Genomic DNA, 15,067 nt, shown 5'->3' with positions numbered 1-15,067 from the left:
ATTGACCCCATGCCCATCGACCGCAACACCGTCAAGCTCCTGAGAATCCCGTTCTCGTTTTTCCTCGCGCCGCTGTTTCTGTTTGCATACAGCCAGGCCGAGGAGGTGGTGCACAGGCAGGCGCTGTGGAGCTTTCTGATCATCCATTTCCTTGTATACCCTGCCAGTAATGGCTACAACAGCTACGTCGATCGCGATGAAGATAGCATTGGCGGACTGGAAAAGCCGCCACTTCCCACCAAAGACCTCTTTTACCTCACTATTTTTTTGGATGTCGCCGCAACCGTTCTGGCGCTCGTTTTCGTAAATACGTTGTTCGCATTCTGTCTCGTGTTGTACATCGGGGCATCGAGGGCGTATAGTTCGCGGCAGATCAGGCTGAAAAAGTATCCGTTCATCGGCTTTCTGACCGTGGTGATTTTTCAGGGGGCATTTACCTACTACATGTCGATCGCCGGCATTTCGGGTACCGCGTTGCGGCTCGATACGGCCAATATCTTCGTGCTGTTGGGGTGCTCTTTCCAGATCGCGGGCGCATATCCGCTTACGCAGGTGTACCAGCACGAGCAGGACCTGCGCGACGGCGTAGTCACATTGAGCTACAAACTGGGTTATATCGGCACTTTTGCCTTTACGGCGGCCATGTTTGCGCTCTGCAATGTGTTTTATTATTTGTATTTTACGACCAGGGAGCTTGGAATGATTTTTTACATTGTCCAGGTGTTCTTCATCCCCATTGTGATCTGGTTCGGGATCTGGTTTACCCTGGTTTGGAAAGACCGGCGGCAGGCCAACTTTCGCAATACCATGCGAATGAACTGGGTAGCGGCGATTTGCATGAATAGTTGTTTCATCGTTTTAATTATTATCAACAGAATTCCATTGAGTTATCTATCCTCTATTGAAACAGCCGTTCCCGAATATGGTTATGCACAGGAAACGCTCGCGGATTTCTACCTGCGATCGACCGACGACCTGAATACACGCCGGAAAATCAAGATCGTCGCCGGCAAAACAGGCATCGAAAAACGCTATTCCGTCATCTCCGACTTCGATAAAAGTCCCGACGAATTCGAGTTTTTCAACCGGAATGCCACATTAATGCCCGAGCCGACACTTTCCGAGCGAATGCAACTTTATCAAAAGCATGCGACCGCGCTGTCGAGAAAAGCTATTGAACAAATTCCAGGTTTTGAGGATATCAGAAAGCGTATCACCCATTTGATAACTGTCACGTGCACCGGGCTATTTGCACCCGGGCTGGATGTGGAGCTCATGCGCGAGCTGAAATTGAATCCTGCCATCCAGCGCAGCAGCGTCAATTTCATGGGTTGCAATGCTGCTATCCTGGCGTTGAAGAATGCCGATGCCATTTGTAAAAGCAACGCGAATGCAAAAGTGCTGGTGGTGTGTACCGAGCTTTGTACCATCCATTTTCAAAAGCGGTACAATGACGATTACCTGCTTTCCAATATGATCTTCGGCGATGGCGCGGCTGCATTGCTGGTGACCTCGCAGCCTGACGACTGCTATTTGCATCCTGTAAAAATCGACGGTTTCAATTCGATGGTACTGCATAACGGCTATTCCGATATGGCGTGGCAGCTTTCAGAGACGGGTTTTATCATGAATTTGTCTTCCTATGTACCCGATCTGATCCGCGAGAATATAGGGCCGATGCTGAGAGCGGTGGGGCTCAAACCGGAAGATTACCGGCATTGGGCAGTCCATCCGGGGGGTAAGCGTATTGTGGACGATTTTGCGGGGGCGTTGGAGTTAGACAAATGTCTGCTCGGGCCTACCTATAATGTCCTCAAAAACTACGGAAATATGTCGTCGCCAACCGTGCTATTTGTCTTGAAGGAAGTGTTGGAAAAAGCAAAGCCTGAGCATTTGGGTAATCGCCTGTTTGCCGCCGCGTTCGGTCCGGGACTGAGCATTGAAACCATGCAGCTGCGTTATGTTGAGGCATAGGAGCTTGCAAAAGGAATTGCTGGATGCGGAAGACATTCCATCCGCCGACCTTTTTCAAAATCTCCGGGAGCTGGATTTTATCAACCACTGGCTCGGCGGTTATGACATTTCATTTAATGCATTAAAACGCGTGCTGCAAAAAGGCAGGCGCTCTACGCTCGTCGATATTGGCTGCGGCGGTGGCGACACACTGAAACGCATCGCCCAATGGAACCGGAAGGCAGGCTTCGCGCTCGACCTTTACGGCATAGACCTAAAACCCGACTGCATTGCCTATGCCGGTAAAAACCTCCAAAACAGTGGTGTAACGCTCATTTGCGACGATTACCGTAACACCTACCGACATTTACCACAAGTCGATGTCATCCACGCCTGCCTGTTCTGTCACCACCTTACGAATGACGATCTCATAGAACTCGTGCAATTTGCATTGAGCAACCGTGCGATCTTGGTGATCAACGATCTGGAAAGAAACCCGATGGCGCATTATTCGATCAAATGGTTGACGCAGCTTTTTTCAAAATCATACCTTGTCAAAAACGACGCGCCGCTTTCTGTTTTAAGGGGTTTTAAGAAAAAAGAATGGCTGGGGATATTGCAGCAATCGGGCGCCACTCAATTTACGGTGCGCAACAAATGGGCATTCCGTCATGAAGTGATTGTTTATGGAAACGCGGACTGAACATTTCGAATGCGCGATCATCGGCGGCGGGCTGGCAGGGCTTTGTCTGGCTGTTCAATTGGCCGGCAGGGATATTTCAGTTGTCGTTTTTGAAAAAAGCAAATACCCTTTTCACAAGGTTTGCGGGGAGTACATTTCGATGGAAAGCTGGCCTTTTCTGGAAAGTTTGGGGTTGCCGCTTGCTGACCTTGCATTGCCAGAAATCAATAGCTTAGGCATTAGTTCCGATCACGGGTTTATGCTGAACCATCCGCTCGGAATGGGTGGTTTTGGGATCAGTCGATATAGTTTGGATCATTGTCTTTTTGAAATAGCCTCGCGCAAGGGCGTACGCATCATGCAGGAATGCCGCGTGACGGATGTGCAAGGGAATGCCGGCGACGGTTTTCAAATCAGAACTTCGGCCGGAAATTTTACTTCCAAAGTCGTGTGTGGAAGCTACGGGAAATACACACCGCAATTTATTCAACTTCCAGAAACCAATGCATTTAATGCTGATAACCAGAATTATATTGGCGTTAAATACCATATCAAAACCGATTTTCCTGCCCACCGGATAGAATTACACAATTTCAGCGACGGCTATTGTGGTATTTCCAAAGTGGATCGCGGTTGGTATTGCCTTTGCTACCTCACTACCGCACGGAATCTTTTGGAAAACGGAAAGGATGTGAAGCAAATGGAAGAAAGGGTATTGTATCAAAATCCGCTTTTGAAAAACTACTTTACACATTCCGAATTTGTAAATGCCCAGCCGTTAGTGATCAGTAATGTACAATTCAAAAAAAAGCAGACCGACTCAAACGGCATTTTCCTGCTTGGCGATGCGGCGGGCTCCATTACACCGCTTTGTGGTAATGGCATGAGTATGGGCATGCGCGCTTCCAAATTGCTTGCGGAGCAGCTATTCCTTCTTTTTAACGGGAAACAAACGCCTATTCAGGCTTCGCAGAACTATCGTCGCGACTGGAATGCGGCATTCGGGACGCGGATCAGGGCGGGTTACCATTTGCAAAAGCTGTTTGGCAAGAGCCGTACCACCGATTTGGCATTAAAACTTCTGGATAAATCACCCTGGCTTACTTCAAAGTTGGTATCGCTTACGCACGGCGAGGTGTTTTAGCGATTGCTTTCTTTTTCTCCGCTTTTTGCAGGAAATATTCAAAGAGAAACGCATTCAACAGTAACAACAGCATTCCATAAAAAACATCCTCGATCGGAATGGTAAGGATGCGCACACCGAGATTTTCCGCATTATTATACCAGACGACCGGCTTTTCAGGACCGGTACCAGTGAGAATGCCATTCACGATGAAGAATGGAATGAGCAGGAACTGGTGCGAGTAGTAGAACAACCCCAGCCATGTCGGTTTGACCTGCCATTTTAAATAGATAAGGAAAATAGCCAGCCAGCTCATGGCCGACGAGGTATAGTAACGCCCCGCGCCAGCCAGTCCGAGCACAAGGCAAAGGCCGATGAAAATCCACGTGACGATCTGCTCCGCTTTTAAATGCATTTGCCCTTTCCAAAGCCGGAAACAGAAATAGGTGAACATGCAGGCATAGGGAATGCAGATGAAGAACAGTATTTCCTCGATAGGCAGCCCGAATAGCCCCGCGCCGGTAAGGTACTCCGGTGCAAAACCCCACACGCCTATTTTGGTAAAATAGCTGTCCCAGATGATAAACGGCACCGCCGAAATCAATATCGCCGACCATAATGCCTTCCAATGCTTGTCGAGCCGGATTTTGGGGTGAAATGAGGCCACCAGCGGCACGGAAATCGCGCCCAGGTCGACCAGTAGGTAGAGCAGTTTCATTTCGCGGTAGCTTTTTGGGCCTCGCGGAAATATTTCAGCGGTACCCAGAGCATCCCGAAGCATTCACCGCCGTGCTTGCCGAGGTGCTTGTGGTGCATTTTGTGCGCCCGGCGAATCGCCTTTAAATAGTTGGAGTCGGTATTCCTGAAAACCCGGAACCGCTGGTGAATAAATACATCGTGCACCACAAAGTAGGCAAACCCGTAAATGGTGATACCCAGCCCCACCCAGAACAGATAGTTAAAACCCGCGTCGAGGCCCAGCCAGAGGCAGGTAATGCCGGGTGTGGCGAAGATGATGAAGAAGTAGTCGTTTTTTTCAAAGAAATCTCCGTCGTCGCGCTGGTGGTGATCGTGGTGCAGCGACCACAATAGCCCGTGCATCAGGTATTTATGTGCCAGCCAGGCCACACATTCCATCGCCACAAATGCGACGAGGGTGATGAGAACGTTGATTGTCCAGTGTGGCATAAGGCTGGTTTTAAGGTTTAATTAACTCAACTACTGATCCTGGGGCCGATCACCGGCATGCATATCTTGAACCATTCGGTGTAGGCCTGCGGATTTTGCTCGATATCAGCTTCTATTTCGGGTACGGTCAGGTATTTGTAATCGCTCGCTTCCGCCGGGTCGATGGCTGGGACGGCATCCGAAACGCCGTAAAAAACGTGGTCCAGCTCATTCTCTGTCAGGCCGTTTTCCAGCTCGGCGCGGTATTGGAAAGAATAAAGGAATTTCAGATCGGCTTCTATGCCCATTTCCTCCCGCAGGCGACGCGCGGCGCCCTCGTGCACGGGCTCGCCCGGTAGGGGGTGGCTGCAACAGGTGTTCGACCACAGCCCTTCCGAGTGGTATTTTCCGAACGCCCGCCTTTGCAGCAGCATTTCGTTTTTCGAATTAAAAATAAATACCGAGAATGCACGGTGCAATACGCCTTTTTCGTGGGCTTCCAGCTTGGGCATCAGGCCAATGGCTTCGTCGTTTTCCGTTACCAGCACAACTTGGTCATTCATAGGATGGTGGGTTTCAGGTTTTGTATTGTGGGATATCCTCCCTTTACAACACAAAAACGTCATAAAAGATCAAACTGGTGCCTCAGTAGCGACCGAAACATCAGTCCGAACTTGTCGATATCCGGAATCCGTATCCTTGCATTCATCACTTTTTCCGGCGGCGTTTCCTTGATCCTCAGAAACAGCTTTTTGTAATAATAATAAGCGAGGTAAACGCCTCTGCGCGAGCTCGCGGGCAGGCGGCGGATACCCGTGAGCGCCTCCTCGAAATCGGCTTCGATCTCCTCCTGGATCTGTGCCTTGTCGGCGTAGGAAAAGTGGTTGAAGTTCACACCCGGAAAATAAGTGCGCCCTAGCGTCTGGTAATCGGCTTTTAAGTCACGCAGGAAGTTTACTTTCTGAAATGCCGCCCCGAGTTTCATGGCATAGGGCTTCAACGACTCGTATAATGCGGTATCGTTTTCCGAAAAAACACGCAGGCACATCAGGCCCACCACCTCAGCCGATCCCAGCACATATTCCTGATAGGAGTCCTGCGTGTGTTCTTTTTGGAGTAAATCCATTTCCATGCTCTTCAAAAACGTGTCGATAAGCTCCCATTCGATCTGGTAGGCGTGCACCACGTGCTGGAAGCTGTTCAAAATCGGGTTAATGCTGATGCGCTCGCGGATGGCCTCCTGCGTTTCCTTGCGGATGCGCGCCATCATCACTTCCTGGTCGTATCCATGGAAGCTGTCCACGATCTCGTCGGCGAGGCGTACAAACCCGTAAATCCCGTAAATAGCCCGGTGCAATGCGGGTTTCAGGAAATAAATACCCAGTGAAAACGAGGTGCTGTACAACTGCGTGGTTTTCTTGCTGCACGACGCCGATAATTCATCGAAAAGGCTCTTCATAACGAACTGTTTAGGTATTTGAGAACTTCATGAGCGGCAATGGTGCCGGAAATGATCGCGGGGGGCACGCCGGGCCCCGGAACGGTGAGCTGGCCGGCGAAAAACAGGTTACTTACTTTCGGACTTTTGAGTTTGGGTTTAAAAATCGCCGTCTGGCGAAGTGTATTGGCCAATCCATACGCATTGCCCTGGTAGGCATTGTAATCGCTCTTGAAATCGGAAACACAGTAACTTTTCTTGAAAACCACCCGGTCGCGGATCGTTTCGCCGGCGAATTTTTCGAGGCGATCCATTAGTAGCTGGTAATAATGTTCGCGGATCGGCTCGGGGTCGGGCAGGCCGGTGGCTATGGGCATAAGCATAAAGAGGTTTTCGTGACCTTCGGGCGCTACCGACGGGTCGGTGACCGACGGGCAGCAGACATAAAACAGCGGCGCCGTGGGCCATTTCTTTTCCTTATAAATCTCTTCGGCATGCAATGCGAAATCCTGATCGAAAAACAGGTTATGATGCCGTAACCTGGAAATGCGCTTGTCGATGCCCAGGTAAAACAGCAGGCAGGAGGGGGCAAATGTTCGCTCTTCCCAATAGCTTTCCCGATAATGCCGGTCCTTTGCGTCCAGCAATGCATGCTCGATATGCCGGTAATCGGCGCTGCCGATAACGACATCCGCCTGCAACGAGTGGCTCGTAGTATGAATGTGCCGCACGCGCCCATTCGTAGTTTCCAGCTTCTCGACCGTCTCGGAGGTATGAAACTCCACCCCCGCCTGCCGCGCAATATCCTGAAACGTATCGGCCACTTTCCCGAATCCGCCCATCGGGTAAAATGTGCCTTGTTTTAGCCCCGAGTAGTTCATCAGGCTGTACAATGCGGGTGTATCCCTGGGCATCGCACCCAGGAACAGCACGGGAAATTCGATCAATGCAAGTAGCCTCGGGTCTTTGAAAAACCGCCGCGCGTGCTTGCTGAACGAACTGAAAAGCTGTAATTGCAGTGCCTGGCCAAAAAGCCGCAAGCTGATGAACTCGGTAATGGAGTGGCCGGGTTTGTAAACCATCTCATCCATTCCAACGCGATATTTGAATTCCCCGTCGGCAATGAAACGGCGTAGTTTGTCCGCGGCGCCGGTTTCTATCTGTTCAAAAATTTGGCACAGCTCGTCGAAATCGGCCGGGATGTCAACTGTTTCGTTGTCTGCAAACACTACTGCAAAGCCCGGGTCGAGCTGTTTGAGCAGGTACAAATCGGCAACGCTCCGACTGAACCGTTCGAAAAAGCGCTCGTACACATCGGGCATCCAGTACCAGCTGGGCCCCATATCGAAGGTGAAGCCCTTTTCCGAAAAAGTGCGCGCCCGGCCGCCTATGGTGTCATTTTTTTCCAAAACGGTAACCTCGTGGCCCTCCTTCGCAAGGATAGCACCGGCAGCCATGCCCGCAAAACCGGCGCCGATCACACCGATTTTTTTGCTCTTTCCGTTACGGGTTGGTGTGTGTGGCATCAGTTCCAATGGTGTCAAGCAGTTCGTCAATGGACCCGATATGGATCATGCGCGGTTCGTTTTCCGGGCCGTCGGTGCCGCCTGAAAAGCAGATCCGGCATTCAGGAAAATCCTGCGCGAGCTGGCCGAGCAGCTCCGGTGCCAGGTTATCGGGCTGGTTACTTACAAAAAAGGTGTAAATGTGCGTGGGCGCAATGTTGCTGACTGCGGCTTGCAGATCGGCGTAAGGTACGCGTGCGCCCAGGTACACCGCGCGCTGGCCCGCACGTGTGAGCAGGTAATGCGCAAAAAGCAGCCCGATTTCATGTTCCTCGCCTTCGTGCAGGAACAGCAGCCATTTCTGGGCACTGGTTTCCGGTAGGGGTAATGCGTCAATGGCGGTGAATAGCTTTTGACGGATCAGGTTCGATAGAAAATGCTCCTGGGCGGGTAGCAATGCGTCTTTCGTCCACATCAGGCCCGTCCGCACGAGCAGCGGGTAAAGTATCTTCTCATAAGTAGCGACCATCCCCAGCCGGTCGAGGGCATCGGCGAACAGTTTATGAAACCTCGGAGCGTCGTAAGCGGCGATGGCGCTTACCGCCTCGTTGATCCACGCCTCTACCTGCTCATCGGCTTGCAACGACCCGGCGATAATGCGATCGATCTCCTCGCGAATTTGGGCATTACTGAGCTGGCTGATATGCGAGATTTTCATACCCCGGTTCAGTAACGTGCACACGTTGAGGAGTTTCTTGACGTGGTCGTCGTTGTAAAAGCGGATATTGGTGCCCGTACGTTCCGGTTCGAGCAGGCCGTAGCGCTGCTCCCAGATGCGGATCGTGTGCGCCCTGGTGCTGGTAATGCGTTCGAGGTCCCGGATCGAATAGATGGACATTTTTTTGTTTAATGTTTTTCAAAAATAGTTAAACAAAATAAATTGTTTACTTTTTTGTAGGAAAAATAAAAATTGCTGCTACTTTTGGTATTGATAATATCTTATGTCTGATTTTAAAAATATCAACTCATGGGTGCGCAGGATATATTCTGGTCGGTTAATGTCAAGTTCCTCCGTTTGCGTCAGAAATTGAGCCAGGAAGCGCTGGCGGAAAAGCTCGGGATCAGCAGGGTGAAGCTCAATGCGATCGAAAGCGGCCGCACGGCCAATCCGACGGTCGATGACCTGATCAATTTCTCCGAGTATTTCCGGATGAGCATTGATAGTCTTCTGAAAATGGAGCTGAACAAGCTCTCCGACCAGAAACTGAAAGACCTGGAAGAGGGAAGCGAGCTGTTCATGAAAGGCAATCAGATCCGCGTGCTGGCCATTACGGTTGATAAGGAAGACAAGGAGAATATCGAATACGTACCCGTGCAGGCGCGCGCGGGGTACCGTTCCGGGTACGCCGATCCGGAGTTTCTCGCCACGTTACCGCGTTTCAACCTGCCTACCGTGCCGAAGAACGGGACGTTCCGGATGTTCCCCACCGTGGGCGACTCGATGCTGCCGGTGCCCGAAGGCGCGGATATTATTACCAGGTACGTTCAGGACTGGACGACCGTCAAGCCGGAAACGCCTTGTATTGTTATTCTGAAAGGTGACCAGGATTTTGTATTCAAGCAGGTGACGATCAACCAGGAAGCTGGTACCATGCTGTTGCAGTCGTTCAACAAGCAGTATTTTGCCTATACGGTCCCGGTAGGCGAGGTAATCGAGCTGTGGGAATATTACAGCTTCCACAGTAAGGCGCTCCCCGAGCCGCAGACCGACATGCAGCAACTCATGCGGATGTTGCAGGAAATGCAAAACGAATTAAAGGAATTGAAGAAGCGGTCGAGCTATAAGTAAGGGCGGTCGTAGATCCCTACAAATAATTGGACAAGCCGGGCTGGTGCCCGGCTTTTTGCGTTATGGCGCCGGAAAGGTGTCTTGGAAATGTTATAGTTATTAAAATGGGGTTAAAGCGCGGTAATCGAACATTTTACGATCGCTTGGATACGGAATTCTAGAAATACTAAGCATTTTTAAGGTATTTGTGTAGAATAAATGTTTAACTATTCAAGAGAAATACATCTCATTTGAGCTAATACTACTTTGTATTTATATGTATACTATCTTCGATTAGTGCAATTTTTCGAAAAGTTGTCACCCCCAAAAACGTAGAAGTCACCCCAAACTCCCCCGAACTGGTCACAAAAAGAATTACGGATCGAAAGAGGCGGTCTAATTTCGTTCAGCAAGAAAATAAAACGACTCAACAACATGTCCGCCAAACCTCTCCTTCTAAGTCTCTTAGCGCTTCTCTCGATAAACGTAGATCACGCATTCGCCCAGAGCCCTACGGCTGCTGCCCAGCGGTTCAATATATTCGTCAAAGGTGACGCAACCCTCCAATCCAACGAAACCGAAGGCCCTGTTGCAGTCGGTGGGAATGTAACGACCAATCAATACCAGATCAGTTTTAACAAGCAACACGGTGCATTTTTTGTCAATAATGCGTCGATCGGTCTGGCGGTTCGCGGGGCGGTGAAGCTCAATAGCGGAAGCTTGACGGTGAATGGCGATAATTATGTAAAAATCGGTAATTGCAGCCCTTCCGATGCCTCAGGCACGAAACTGGAAGTTTGGTACAGGGATAATAACAATGCTGCATCCACGATTCGCATTACCGGGAAAGGCGCCAATTACTGGGATACGCCGAATATCACGCTCAATGCGAATATCAATACCTGGTCACCCAGCGTGAGCGAATCGGTTAACCCCGTATGTGAAAATGTATTTGGGACCGGTGCTAACCAGATCGACATCGACGGTGCCTTTACAACATTTATTAAACGGTCTAATCAGTTGAGAGATATGGCGGATAATCTGCCTATCCGCGACCAGAACGGGAATATCGTGGAGTCGGCCAAGATAGGACCCTACCTTGACCCCAACGCGATCGGTAATAACCCGAAAATCATTGTCAATCCCAATAAAATCAACGTTCTGACTGTCTCCGCGGCCGTTTGGAACAAAATCGGAAACTCCAATATCGAAGGCATTCCGCAAGGGCCTCAATTAGGACAAACATCGCCTAACACCGCGTTTGGTCTGATTATCAACATCGTGGATTTCCCCACATTCTGCGGGCAGACAGGGGCCAACAAAATTAATTTCCCCGGTTTCGGCGGCTTATCCGACTCCCAGGGAAGTTATGTGATCTACAATTTCCCGGATGCAACCAAGGGCATTACATTGGGCGGCAATGCACAGATCAGCGGTACCATTTTTGCCCCGCAGGCCGACGTAGTGAAGGAAAACAACGGAAATATCAACGGGCAGATCATTGCCAAAAGTTTTGTACACAAAAGCGACGAGGTTCACTTTTGGCCATTCCTGCCGTCGGTCACCGAGCCGGTTGATCCGAAAATCGACGCGACCGCTTCTTCGAAATGCGTGAAAAATGCGCCCTGGCTCGATTACACGGTGACGCCTAATTACAATGCGGCCGGCCAGACTGCAAAAATCGAATGGATCAATTCGGAAGGAAAAGTGATCCAGGAAGACAGCGGTCTGCCGCTGACAGGTAGCCTGCTGTTCCCCGGCGCTGCTGTGGATATCAATGGAAATGGCATTGCATGGCCGGGATACAAGCAGGAAAATAACAAATGGGTGGAAGATCTGAGCGACCGTTACGGCTCTCTGCGTGAGGACGGTGCGACGATCCGGGTGACCGTAAACCCGTCGACGGTGGTGAACATTACCTTCCCGGCATCGACCTCAACTTGCTACACAACACCGCCCCCTTCAATAGCTTTACCGGTAACATTAGCATATTTTAACGCACAAAATGTAAATTGCAATGCGGAACTGAAATGGAAGGTAACCGAAGCCAAAAATTTCTCCCATTTTGAAGTCGAGCGCTCGTCAGACGCCAAGACTTACAATGTGGTTGCCAGGATCGATTACGACGCCACCAAGGCCACATATAGTTTCAACGACACACCTTTTTCATCAGAATCTGTACCTGTAAAGAGCTATTATTATCGTCTGAAACAGGTAGATACCGACGAGACATTCGAATACAGCGCGGTCCGTAACGTACAAGCCGGAACCTGCGACGCCCGGTTGGCCGTGGATTTTTTCCCGAACCCGACCCAGGACGAAATGAATGTCAGAAGTTTTTCGCCGGTTAAAAAAATCGAAATTTTCACACTAGGAGGAAAGCAGGTTTACCAGGCAATGCCGGTAACCGGTCAAACAGAAATCAAAGTTAATGTTCAGGCTTTGGCGCAGGGAATGTATATTGTGAACGTGGTAAATGCGGAAGGAAAGTATTCTTCGAAAGTGCTTAAAAAGTAGAATGAATTGATCTTATATAGCGTTATGTGAAACTTAAAGCTGCCGGCATTTTGCTGGCAGCTTTTTTATATGCCAGCCGGGGACGCCTAGCCGGCCGCGCCTGGCCGCGCCCAGTCTGTTTCACGAAAGTTTCCGACCTTTCCATTCGTACTGACCATTCTGCGCGGCCAATCCGAAGAAGCAAACGTATAGCGGGTAGAACAGTTGGGTGACCGGGATGAACGCGAGCGAACTTCTTTTTTGTAAAAAACGGAGCACGGAACCCAGGAAAAACCATTCGGGAACGCATTTTAACGCGAGCATTCCCCAAAATACAGGTGCGGAAATGGCTCCCGTCAATGCAAATCCCGCCGCAAGCAGTACCGAAAAGTTGCTCGCAAATATGTAAACGGCCAGTACCAGGGGTGTTTTGCTTTGATAGTGCTTCCATTTGCTGGCCCAACGCTTGCGCTGCCTGTAAAAGCTGGCCCAGTTCCGGTGCGGCGCGGTGCGGATGATCGCCTCCCGGTGGCGGAGGAAATGTACCGAGCCCGGATACCGCGCAGCGATCTTGTGCATGAGGAATTCGTCGTCGCCCGAAGCAATATGCCGGACCCCGTCGTAGCCATTCACTTCCAGGAAAGCCTCTTTTTCATAAGCCAGATTTGCACCGTTGCACATAGACGGGTAACCTGCCGACATCGAAGCCGCCCCGCTGCCGATCAGGCTCGCGAATTCGACGGTTTGTAAATGGTCGGTGAGGCTGGTTTCGTCGGTAAATGTGACCGGGGAACTGATGAGTTTCGCGTGCGTATACATGTAGCACGATGCGATCGCGTGCAGCCAGCCCGGCTGCGCGCGACAGTCGCCGTCGGTCGTGACGATGAGCTTGCCCTGCGCATGAGTCATGGCCGTTTCGATCGCCCGCTTTTTGGGCGCGGAAGTGCGTACATCGGGTAGGGGAATGAGTTTTATCCGCGCCTTCGAACCTCTGGCAAATGCGCCCACGATCGCGGCGGTGTCGTCGGTGGAGCTGTCGTCCATGACCAGCACTTCAAAGTGGGTAAAGGGCAAACTTTGCCTGTGGAGATCTTCCAGCAAGGCAAGAATATTATCGGCCTCGTTCCGCACCGGTATGATGACGGTTATCAAAAAATCTTCGGGAATGCTTGCCGCCGCAGGCTTGCGGAGCCTGGACCACAGGAAAGTTAACCCCAAAGTAAAAACCGCATAGCTGCCCAGCAATGTCCAGATCGCCGCAGCGACCCACGAGGTAAATGCCACGCCGCTCATCTCGATTTCTTCCATTTATATTTCCAGATCAGGAAGATGCCCACGAGGATCGGGCCGAGGACGTTCAATATCCATATCAGGAAAGTGGCGGCGATGATCTGCTCGGCGGGCAGTTTGAATGGGGCGAATACTACGAGGGCCGTGAATTCGCGTAAACCGAGGTCGCCCAGCACGTTGATGGCTGGTATGAGTGTTTTGGCTAAAAAAATCAATGTAACGCAAGCTGCCAGCTGCCAGACGCTCACCGGAAAGTGAAACAGCGACAATGCAAGCACAAATTGGGATAGAAAAACGACGTAACGCAACAGTCCGTAGCCGATACCGGTAGCCAGCTCGGCAGGCGCGTAGCGGCCTATTACATTTAAATACTCCTTTATTTTAACAAAAAATCCGCGCGATGGCTCCCAGGTATCGATTTGCTTCCTGAATGACAGCAATGCCGGGCCCAGGAAAATAATCAGGAGTAGAATGCTGTTGACTGCCAATCGGGCCGTGTCGGGAATGGCGAGCTGGTGATTCAGATAAATCCACCCGCAGGCGCCCGCGAGCACCGATACATAAAACTGGATTCCATTCGAAATGAGCGCCGCGCCGATCGCTTCCAACCGGCGATCTGATCGCAATGCCGCCACGCGCCCGAGCGTATCGCCCAGTTGCGCGGGTACAGCCACGCCCACAGCCAGGCCCGTGAGGGTACCGCGCAATGCATCGCGGAACGATAGCGGCATAATGCGCGAAATGAGCTTCTGCCATTTGAGACTTTCCAGCGCCCAGTTCACCGGCACGAGCAAGACCATCAGGACGAAAACCGGCACATTTTGCGCCGACCATATCTCCCCAAACACGTTTCCAATATCGCCAATCCCCTTTTGCTCGTTCCGGAAGGTGCGGTAAATGTAACTCAGCACGAGCCCCGTCACCACGAGTTTGATCACCCATAGCAGCTTTGCCTGGTTGCTTTTTGGCTTTGGCGGGGAGAGTTCCTTATCTTGCACCATGTTAAAAACGGAGGTTTCGGAAAAGGTCATTATTGGGGTCGATCCCGGCACGCAGGTGATGGGTTACGGGGTGATTTCGGTCAAAGGACAGCAGATTTCGCTGGTTCAATATGGTGTGATTCATTTGAGCAAATATAGTACGCACGAGTTGAAGTTGAAGAAAATCTTTGAACGCCTGACGCAGCTCATCGAGGATTACCTGCCCGACGAAATGGCCATTGAAGACCCTTTTTACGGCAAAAACGCACAATCCATGCTCAAACTCGGCCGTGCGCAGGGGGTAGCCATGGCCGCTGCGCTGGCCCGTAACATTCCCATCGTCGAGTATTCCCCTAAAAAAGTAAAACAATCTGTCACGGGTAGCGGCAATGCCTCCAAAGAGCAGGTCGCCTACATGCTCGAAAAGATCCTGAAAATGGAGCTCAGCCGTGAGTTTATGGACGCTACCGACGGCATCGCCATCGCGATCTGCCATCAGTACCATGCCAACTCACCGGCCGCTGCGGCGTCCGGCGGCGCTAAAAAGGCCAAAAAAGGTGGCTGGGGCGCGTTTGTGAGCGAGAATCCCGGCCGGGTGAAGTAAT

General features: G+C 51.0%; 14 protein-coding genes. 6 read left to right on the top strand and 8 right to left on the bottom strand.

Annotated features, from left to right (window positions below):
* Window positions 1–9 precede the first annotated feature (9 nt).
* Genes BMW93_RS25655 through BMW93_RS25645 form a run of 3 tightly spaced genes read left to right on the top strand, consistent with a single transcriptional unit; the run spans window position 10 to window position 3,779 of the window.
* Window positions 10–1,974: a UbiA family prenyltransferase gene (locus tag BMW93_RS25655; RefSeq protein WP_090383113.1), complete on the top strand. Its 1,965-nt coding sequence runs from the start codon at window positions 10–12 to the stop codon at window positions 1,972–1,974.
* On the top strand, window positions 1,961–2,656 hold the full coding sequence (locus BMW93_RS25650) for a methyltransferase domain-containing protein (protein WP_090383111.1): 696 nt from the start codon (window positions 1,961–1,963) through the stop codon (window positions 2,654–2,656). The genes BMW93_RS25655 and BMW93_RS25650 overlap by 14 nt, the downstream gene beginning before the upstream one ends.
* Window positions 2,640–3,779, top strand: a complete 1,140-nt coding sequence (locus BMW93_RS25645) for an NAD(P)/FAD-dependent oxidoreductase (RefSeq protein ID WP_090383109.1) — start codon at window positions 2,640–2,642, stop codon at window positions 3,777–3,779. The genes BMW93_RS25650 and BMW93_RS25645 overlap by 17 nt, the downstream gene beginning before the upstream one ends.
* On the opposite strand, the gene BMW93_RS25640 is transcribed toward BMW93_RS25645, so the two are convergent.
* Genes BMW93_RS25640 through BMW93_RS25615 form a run of 6 tightly spaced genes read right to left on the bottom strand, consistent with a single transcriptional unit; the run spans window position 3,757 to window position 8,766 of the window.
* The gene (locus BMW93_RS25640; protein ID WP_090383106.1) at window positions 3,757–4,476 is read right to left on the bottom strand and encodes a lycopene cyclase domain-containing protein; all 720 of its coding nucleotides are present in this window, start codon (window positions 4,474–4,476) and stop codon (window positions 3,757–3,759) included. The genes BMW93_RS25645 and BMW93_RS25640 overlap by 23 nt on opposite strands.
* Window positions 4,473–4,946, bottom strand: coding sequence for a sterol desaturase family protein (locus BMW93_RS25635; protein WP_090383104.1), 474 nt, complete (start codon window positions 4,944–4,946; stop codon window positions 4,473–4,475). The genes BMW93_RS25640 and BMW93_RS25635 overlap by 4 nt, the downstream gene beginning before the upstream one ends.
* A 26-nt stretch (window positions 4,947–4,972) precedes the next feature.
* Window positions 4,973–5,488: an isopentenyl-diphosphate Delta-isomerase gene (idi, locus tag BMW93_RS25630; protein WP_090383102.1), complete on the bottom strand. Its 516-nt coding sequence runs from the start codon at window positions 5,486–5,488 to the stop codon at window positions 4,973–4,975.
* 59 nt (window positions 5,489–5,547) lie between these two features.
* A complete protein-coding gene (locus tag BMW93_RS25625; RefSeq protein WP_090383099.1) occupies window positions 5,548–6,384 on the bottom strand; it encodes a phytoene/squalene synthase family protein in 837 nt (278 codons plus the stop codon).
* A complete protein-coding gene (locus tag BMW93_RS25620) occupies window positions 6,381–7,889 on the bottom strand; it encodes an NAD(P)/FAD-dependent oxidoreductase (RefSeq protein ID WP_090383097.1) in 1,509 nt (502 codons plus the stop codon). The genes BMW93_RS25625 and BMW93_RS25620 overlap by 4 nt, the downstream gene beginning before the upstream one ends.
* On the bottom strand, window positions 7,867–8,766 hold the full coding sequence (locus BMW93_RS25615; protein WP_090383095.1) for a MerR family transcriptional regulator: 900 nt from the start codon (window positions 8,764–8,766) through the stop codon (window positions 7,867–7,869). Before BMW93_RS25615 ends, BMW93_RS25620 begins: the two co-directional genes overlap by 23 nt.
* A 129-nt stretch (window positions 8,767–8,895) precedes the next feature.
* Here BMW93_RS25615 and BMW93_RS25610 point away from each other — a divergent pair, with 129 nt between their 5' ends.
* Both BMW93_RS25610 and BMW93_RS25605 read left to right on the top strand, forming a co-directional pair.
* Entirely contained in the window at window positions 8,896–9,717 is an 822-nt protein-coding gene (locus BMW93_RS25610) for a helix-turn-helix domain-containing protein (RefSeq protein ID WP_090383092.1), read from the top strand.
* 414 nt (window positions 9,718–10,131) lie between these two features.
* Window positions 10,132–12,213, top strand: a complete 2,082-nt coding sequence (locus BMW93_RS25605; RefSeq protein WP_090383090.1) for a choice-of-anchor A family protein — start codon at window positions 10,132–10,134, stop codon at window positions 12,211–12,213.
* A 120-nt stretch (window positions 12,214–12,333) separates the two neighbouring features.
* On the opposite strand, the gene BMW93_RS25600 is transcribed toward BMW93_RS25605, so the two are convergent.
* Both BMW93_RS25600 and BMW93_RS25595 read right to left on the bottom strand, forming a co-directional pair.
* The gene (locus tag BMW93_RS25600; protein WP_090383304.1) at window positions 12,334–13,485 is read right to left on the bottom strand and encodes a glycosyltransferase; all 1,152 of its coding nucleotides are present in this window, start codon (window positions 13,483–13,485) and stop codon (window positions 12,334–12,336) included.
* Window positions 13,482–14,483: a lysylphosphatidylglycerol synthase transmembrane domain-containing protein gene (locus tag BMW93_RS25595; RefSeq protein WP_090383087.1), complete on the bottom strand. Its 1,002-nt coding sequence runs from the start codon at window positions 14,481–14,483 to the stop codon at window positions 13,482–13,484. Before BMW93_RS25595 ends, BMW93_RS25600 begins: the two co-directional genes overlap by 4 nt.
* On the opposite strand from BMW93_RS25595, the gene ruvC reads away from it, so the two are divergent.
* Window positions 14,482–15,066: a crossover junction endodeoxyribonuclease RuvC gene (gene ruvC, locus BMW93_RS25590; RefSeq protein WP_090383085.1), complete on the top strand. Its 585-nt coding sequence runs from the start codon at window positions 14,482–14,484 to the stop codon at window positions 15,064–15,066. The genes BMW93_RS25595 and ruvC overlap by 2 nt on opposite strands.
* Window position 15,067: the final 1 nt, after the last annotated feature.

This window comes from Dyadobacter sp. SG02 (assembly GCF_900109045.1).
Classification (GTDB): Bacteria; Bacteroidota; Bacteroidia; order Cytophagales; family Spirosomataceae; genus Dyadobacter.
This window is presented reverse-complemented; position numbering and strand designations above follow the sequence as displayed.

Coding starts and splice junctions, on each gene's coding strand:
- BMW93_RS25605 (WP_090383090.1), top strand. CDS start 10,132: ATGTCCGCCAAACCTCTCCTTCTAAGTCTCTTAGCGCTTCTCTCGATA.
- BMW93_RS25645 (WP_090383109.1), top strand. CDS start 2,640: ATGGAAACGCGGACTGAACATTTCGAATGCGCGATCATCGGCGGCGGG.
- idi (WP_090383102.1), bottom strand. CDS start 5,488: ATGAATGACCAAGTTGTGCTGGTAACGGAAAACGACGAAGCCATTGGC.
- BMW93_RS25635 (WP_090383104.1), bottom strand. CDS start 4,946: ATGCCACACTGGACAATCAACGTTCTCATCACCCTCGTCGCATTTGTG.
- BMW93_RS25615 (WP_090383095.1), bottom strand. CDS start 8,766: ATGTCCATCTATTCGATCCGGGACCTCGAACGCATTACCAGCACCAGG.
- ruvC (WP_090383085.1), top strand. CDS start 14,482: ATGTTAAAAACGGAGGTTTCGGAAAAGGTCATTATTGGGGTCGATCCC.
- BMW93_RS25610 (WP_090383092.1), top strand. CDS start 8,896: ATGGGTGCGCAGGATATATTCTGGTCGGTTAATGTCAAGTTCCTCCGT.
- BMW93_RS25640 (WP_090383106.1), bottom strand. CDS start 4,476: ATGAAACTGCTCTACCTACTGGTCGACCTGGGCGCGATTTCCGTGCCG.
- BMW93_RS25655 (WP_090383113.1), top strand. CDS start 10: ATGCCCATCGACCGCAACACCGTCAAGCTCCTGAGAATCCCGTTCTCG.
- BMW93_RS25600 (WP_090383304.1), bottom strand. CDS start 13,485: ATGAGCGGCGTGGCATTTACCTCGTGGGTCGCTGCGGCGATCTGGACA.
- BMW93_RS25650 (WP_090383111.1), top strand. CDS start 1,961: ATGTTGAGGCATAGGAGCTTGCAAAAGGAATTGCTGGATGCGGAAGAC.
- BMW93_RS25595 (WP_090383087.1), bottom strand. CDS start 14,483: ATGGTGCAAGATAAGGAACTCTCCCCGCCAAAGCCAAAAAGCAACCAG.
- BMW93_RS25625 (WP_090383099.1), bottom strand. CDS start 6,384: ATGAAGAGCCTTTTCGATGAATTATCGGCGTCGTGCAGCAAGAAAACC.
- BMW93_RS25620 (WP_090383097.1), bottom strand. CDS start 7,889: ATGCCACACACACCAACCCGTAACGGAAAGAGCAAAAAAATCGGTGTG.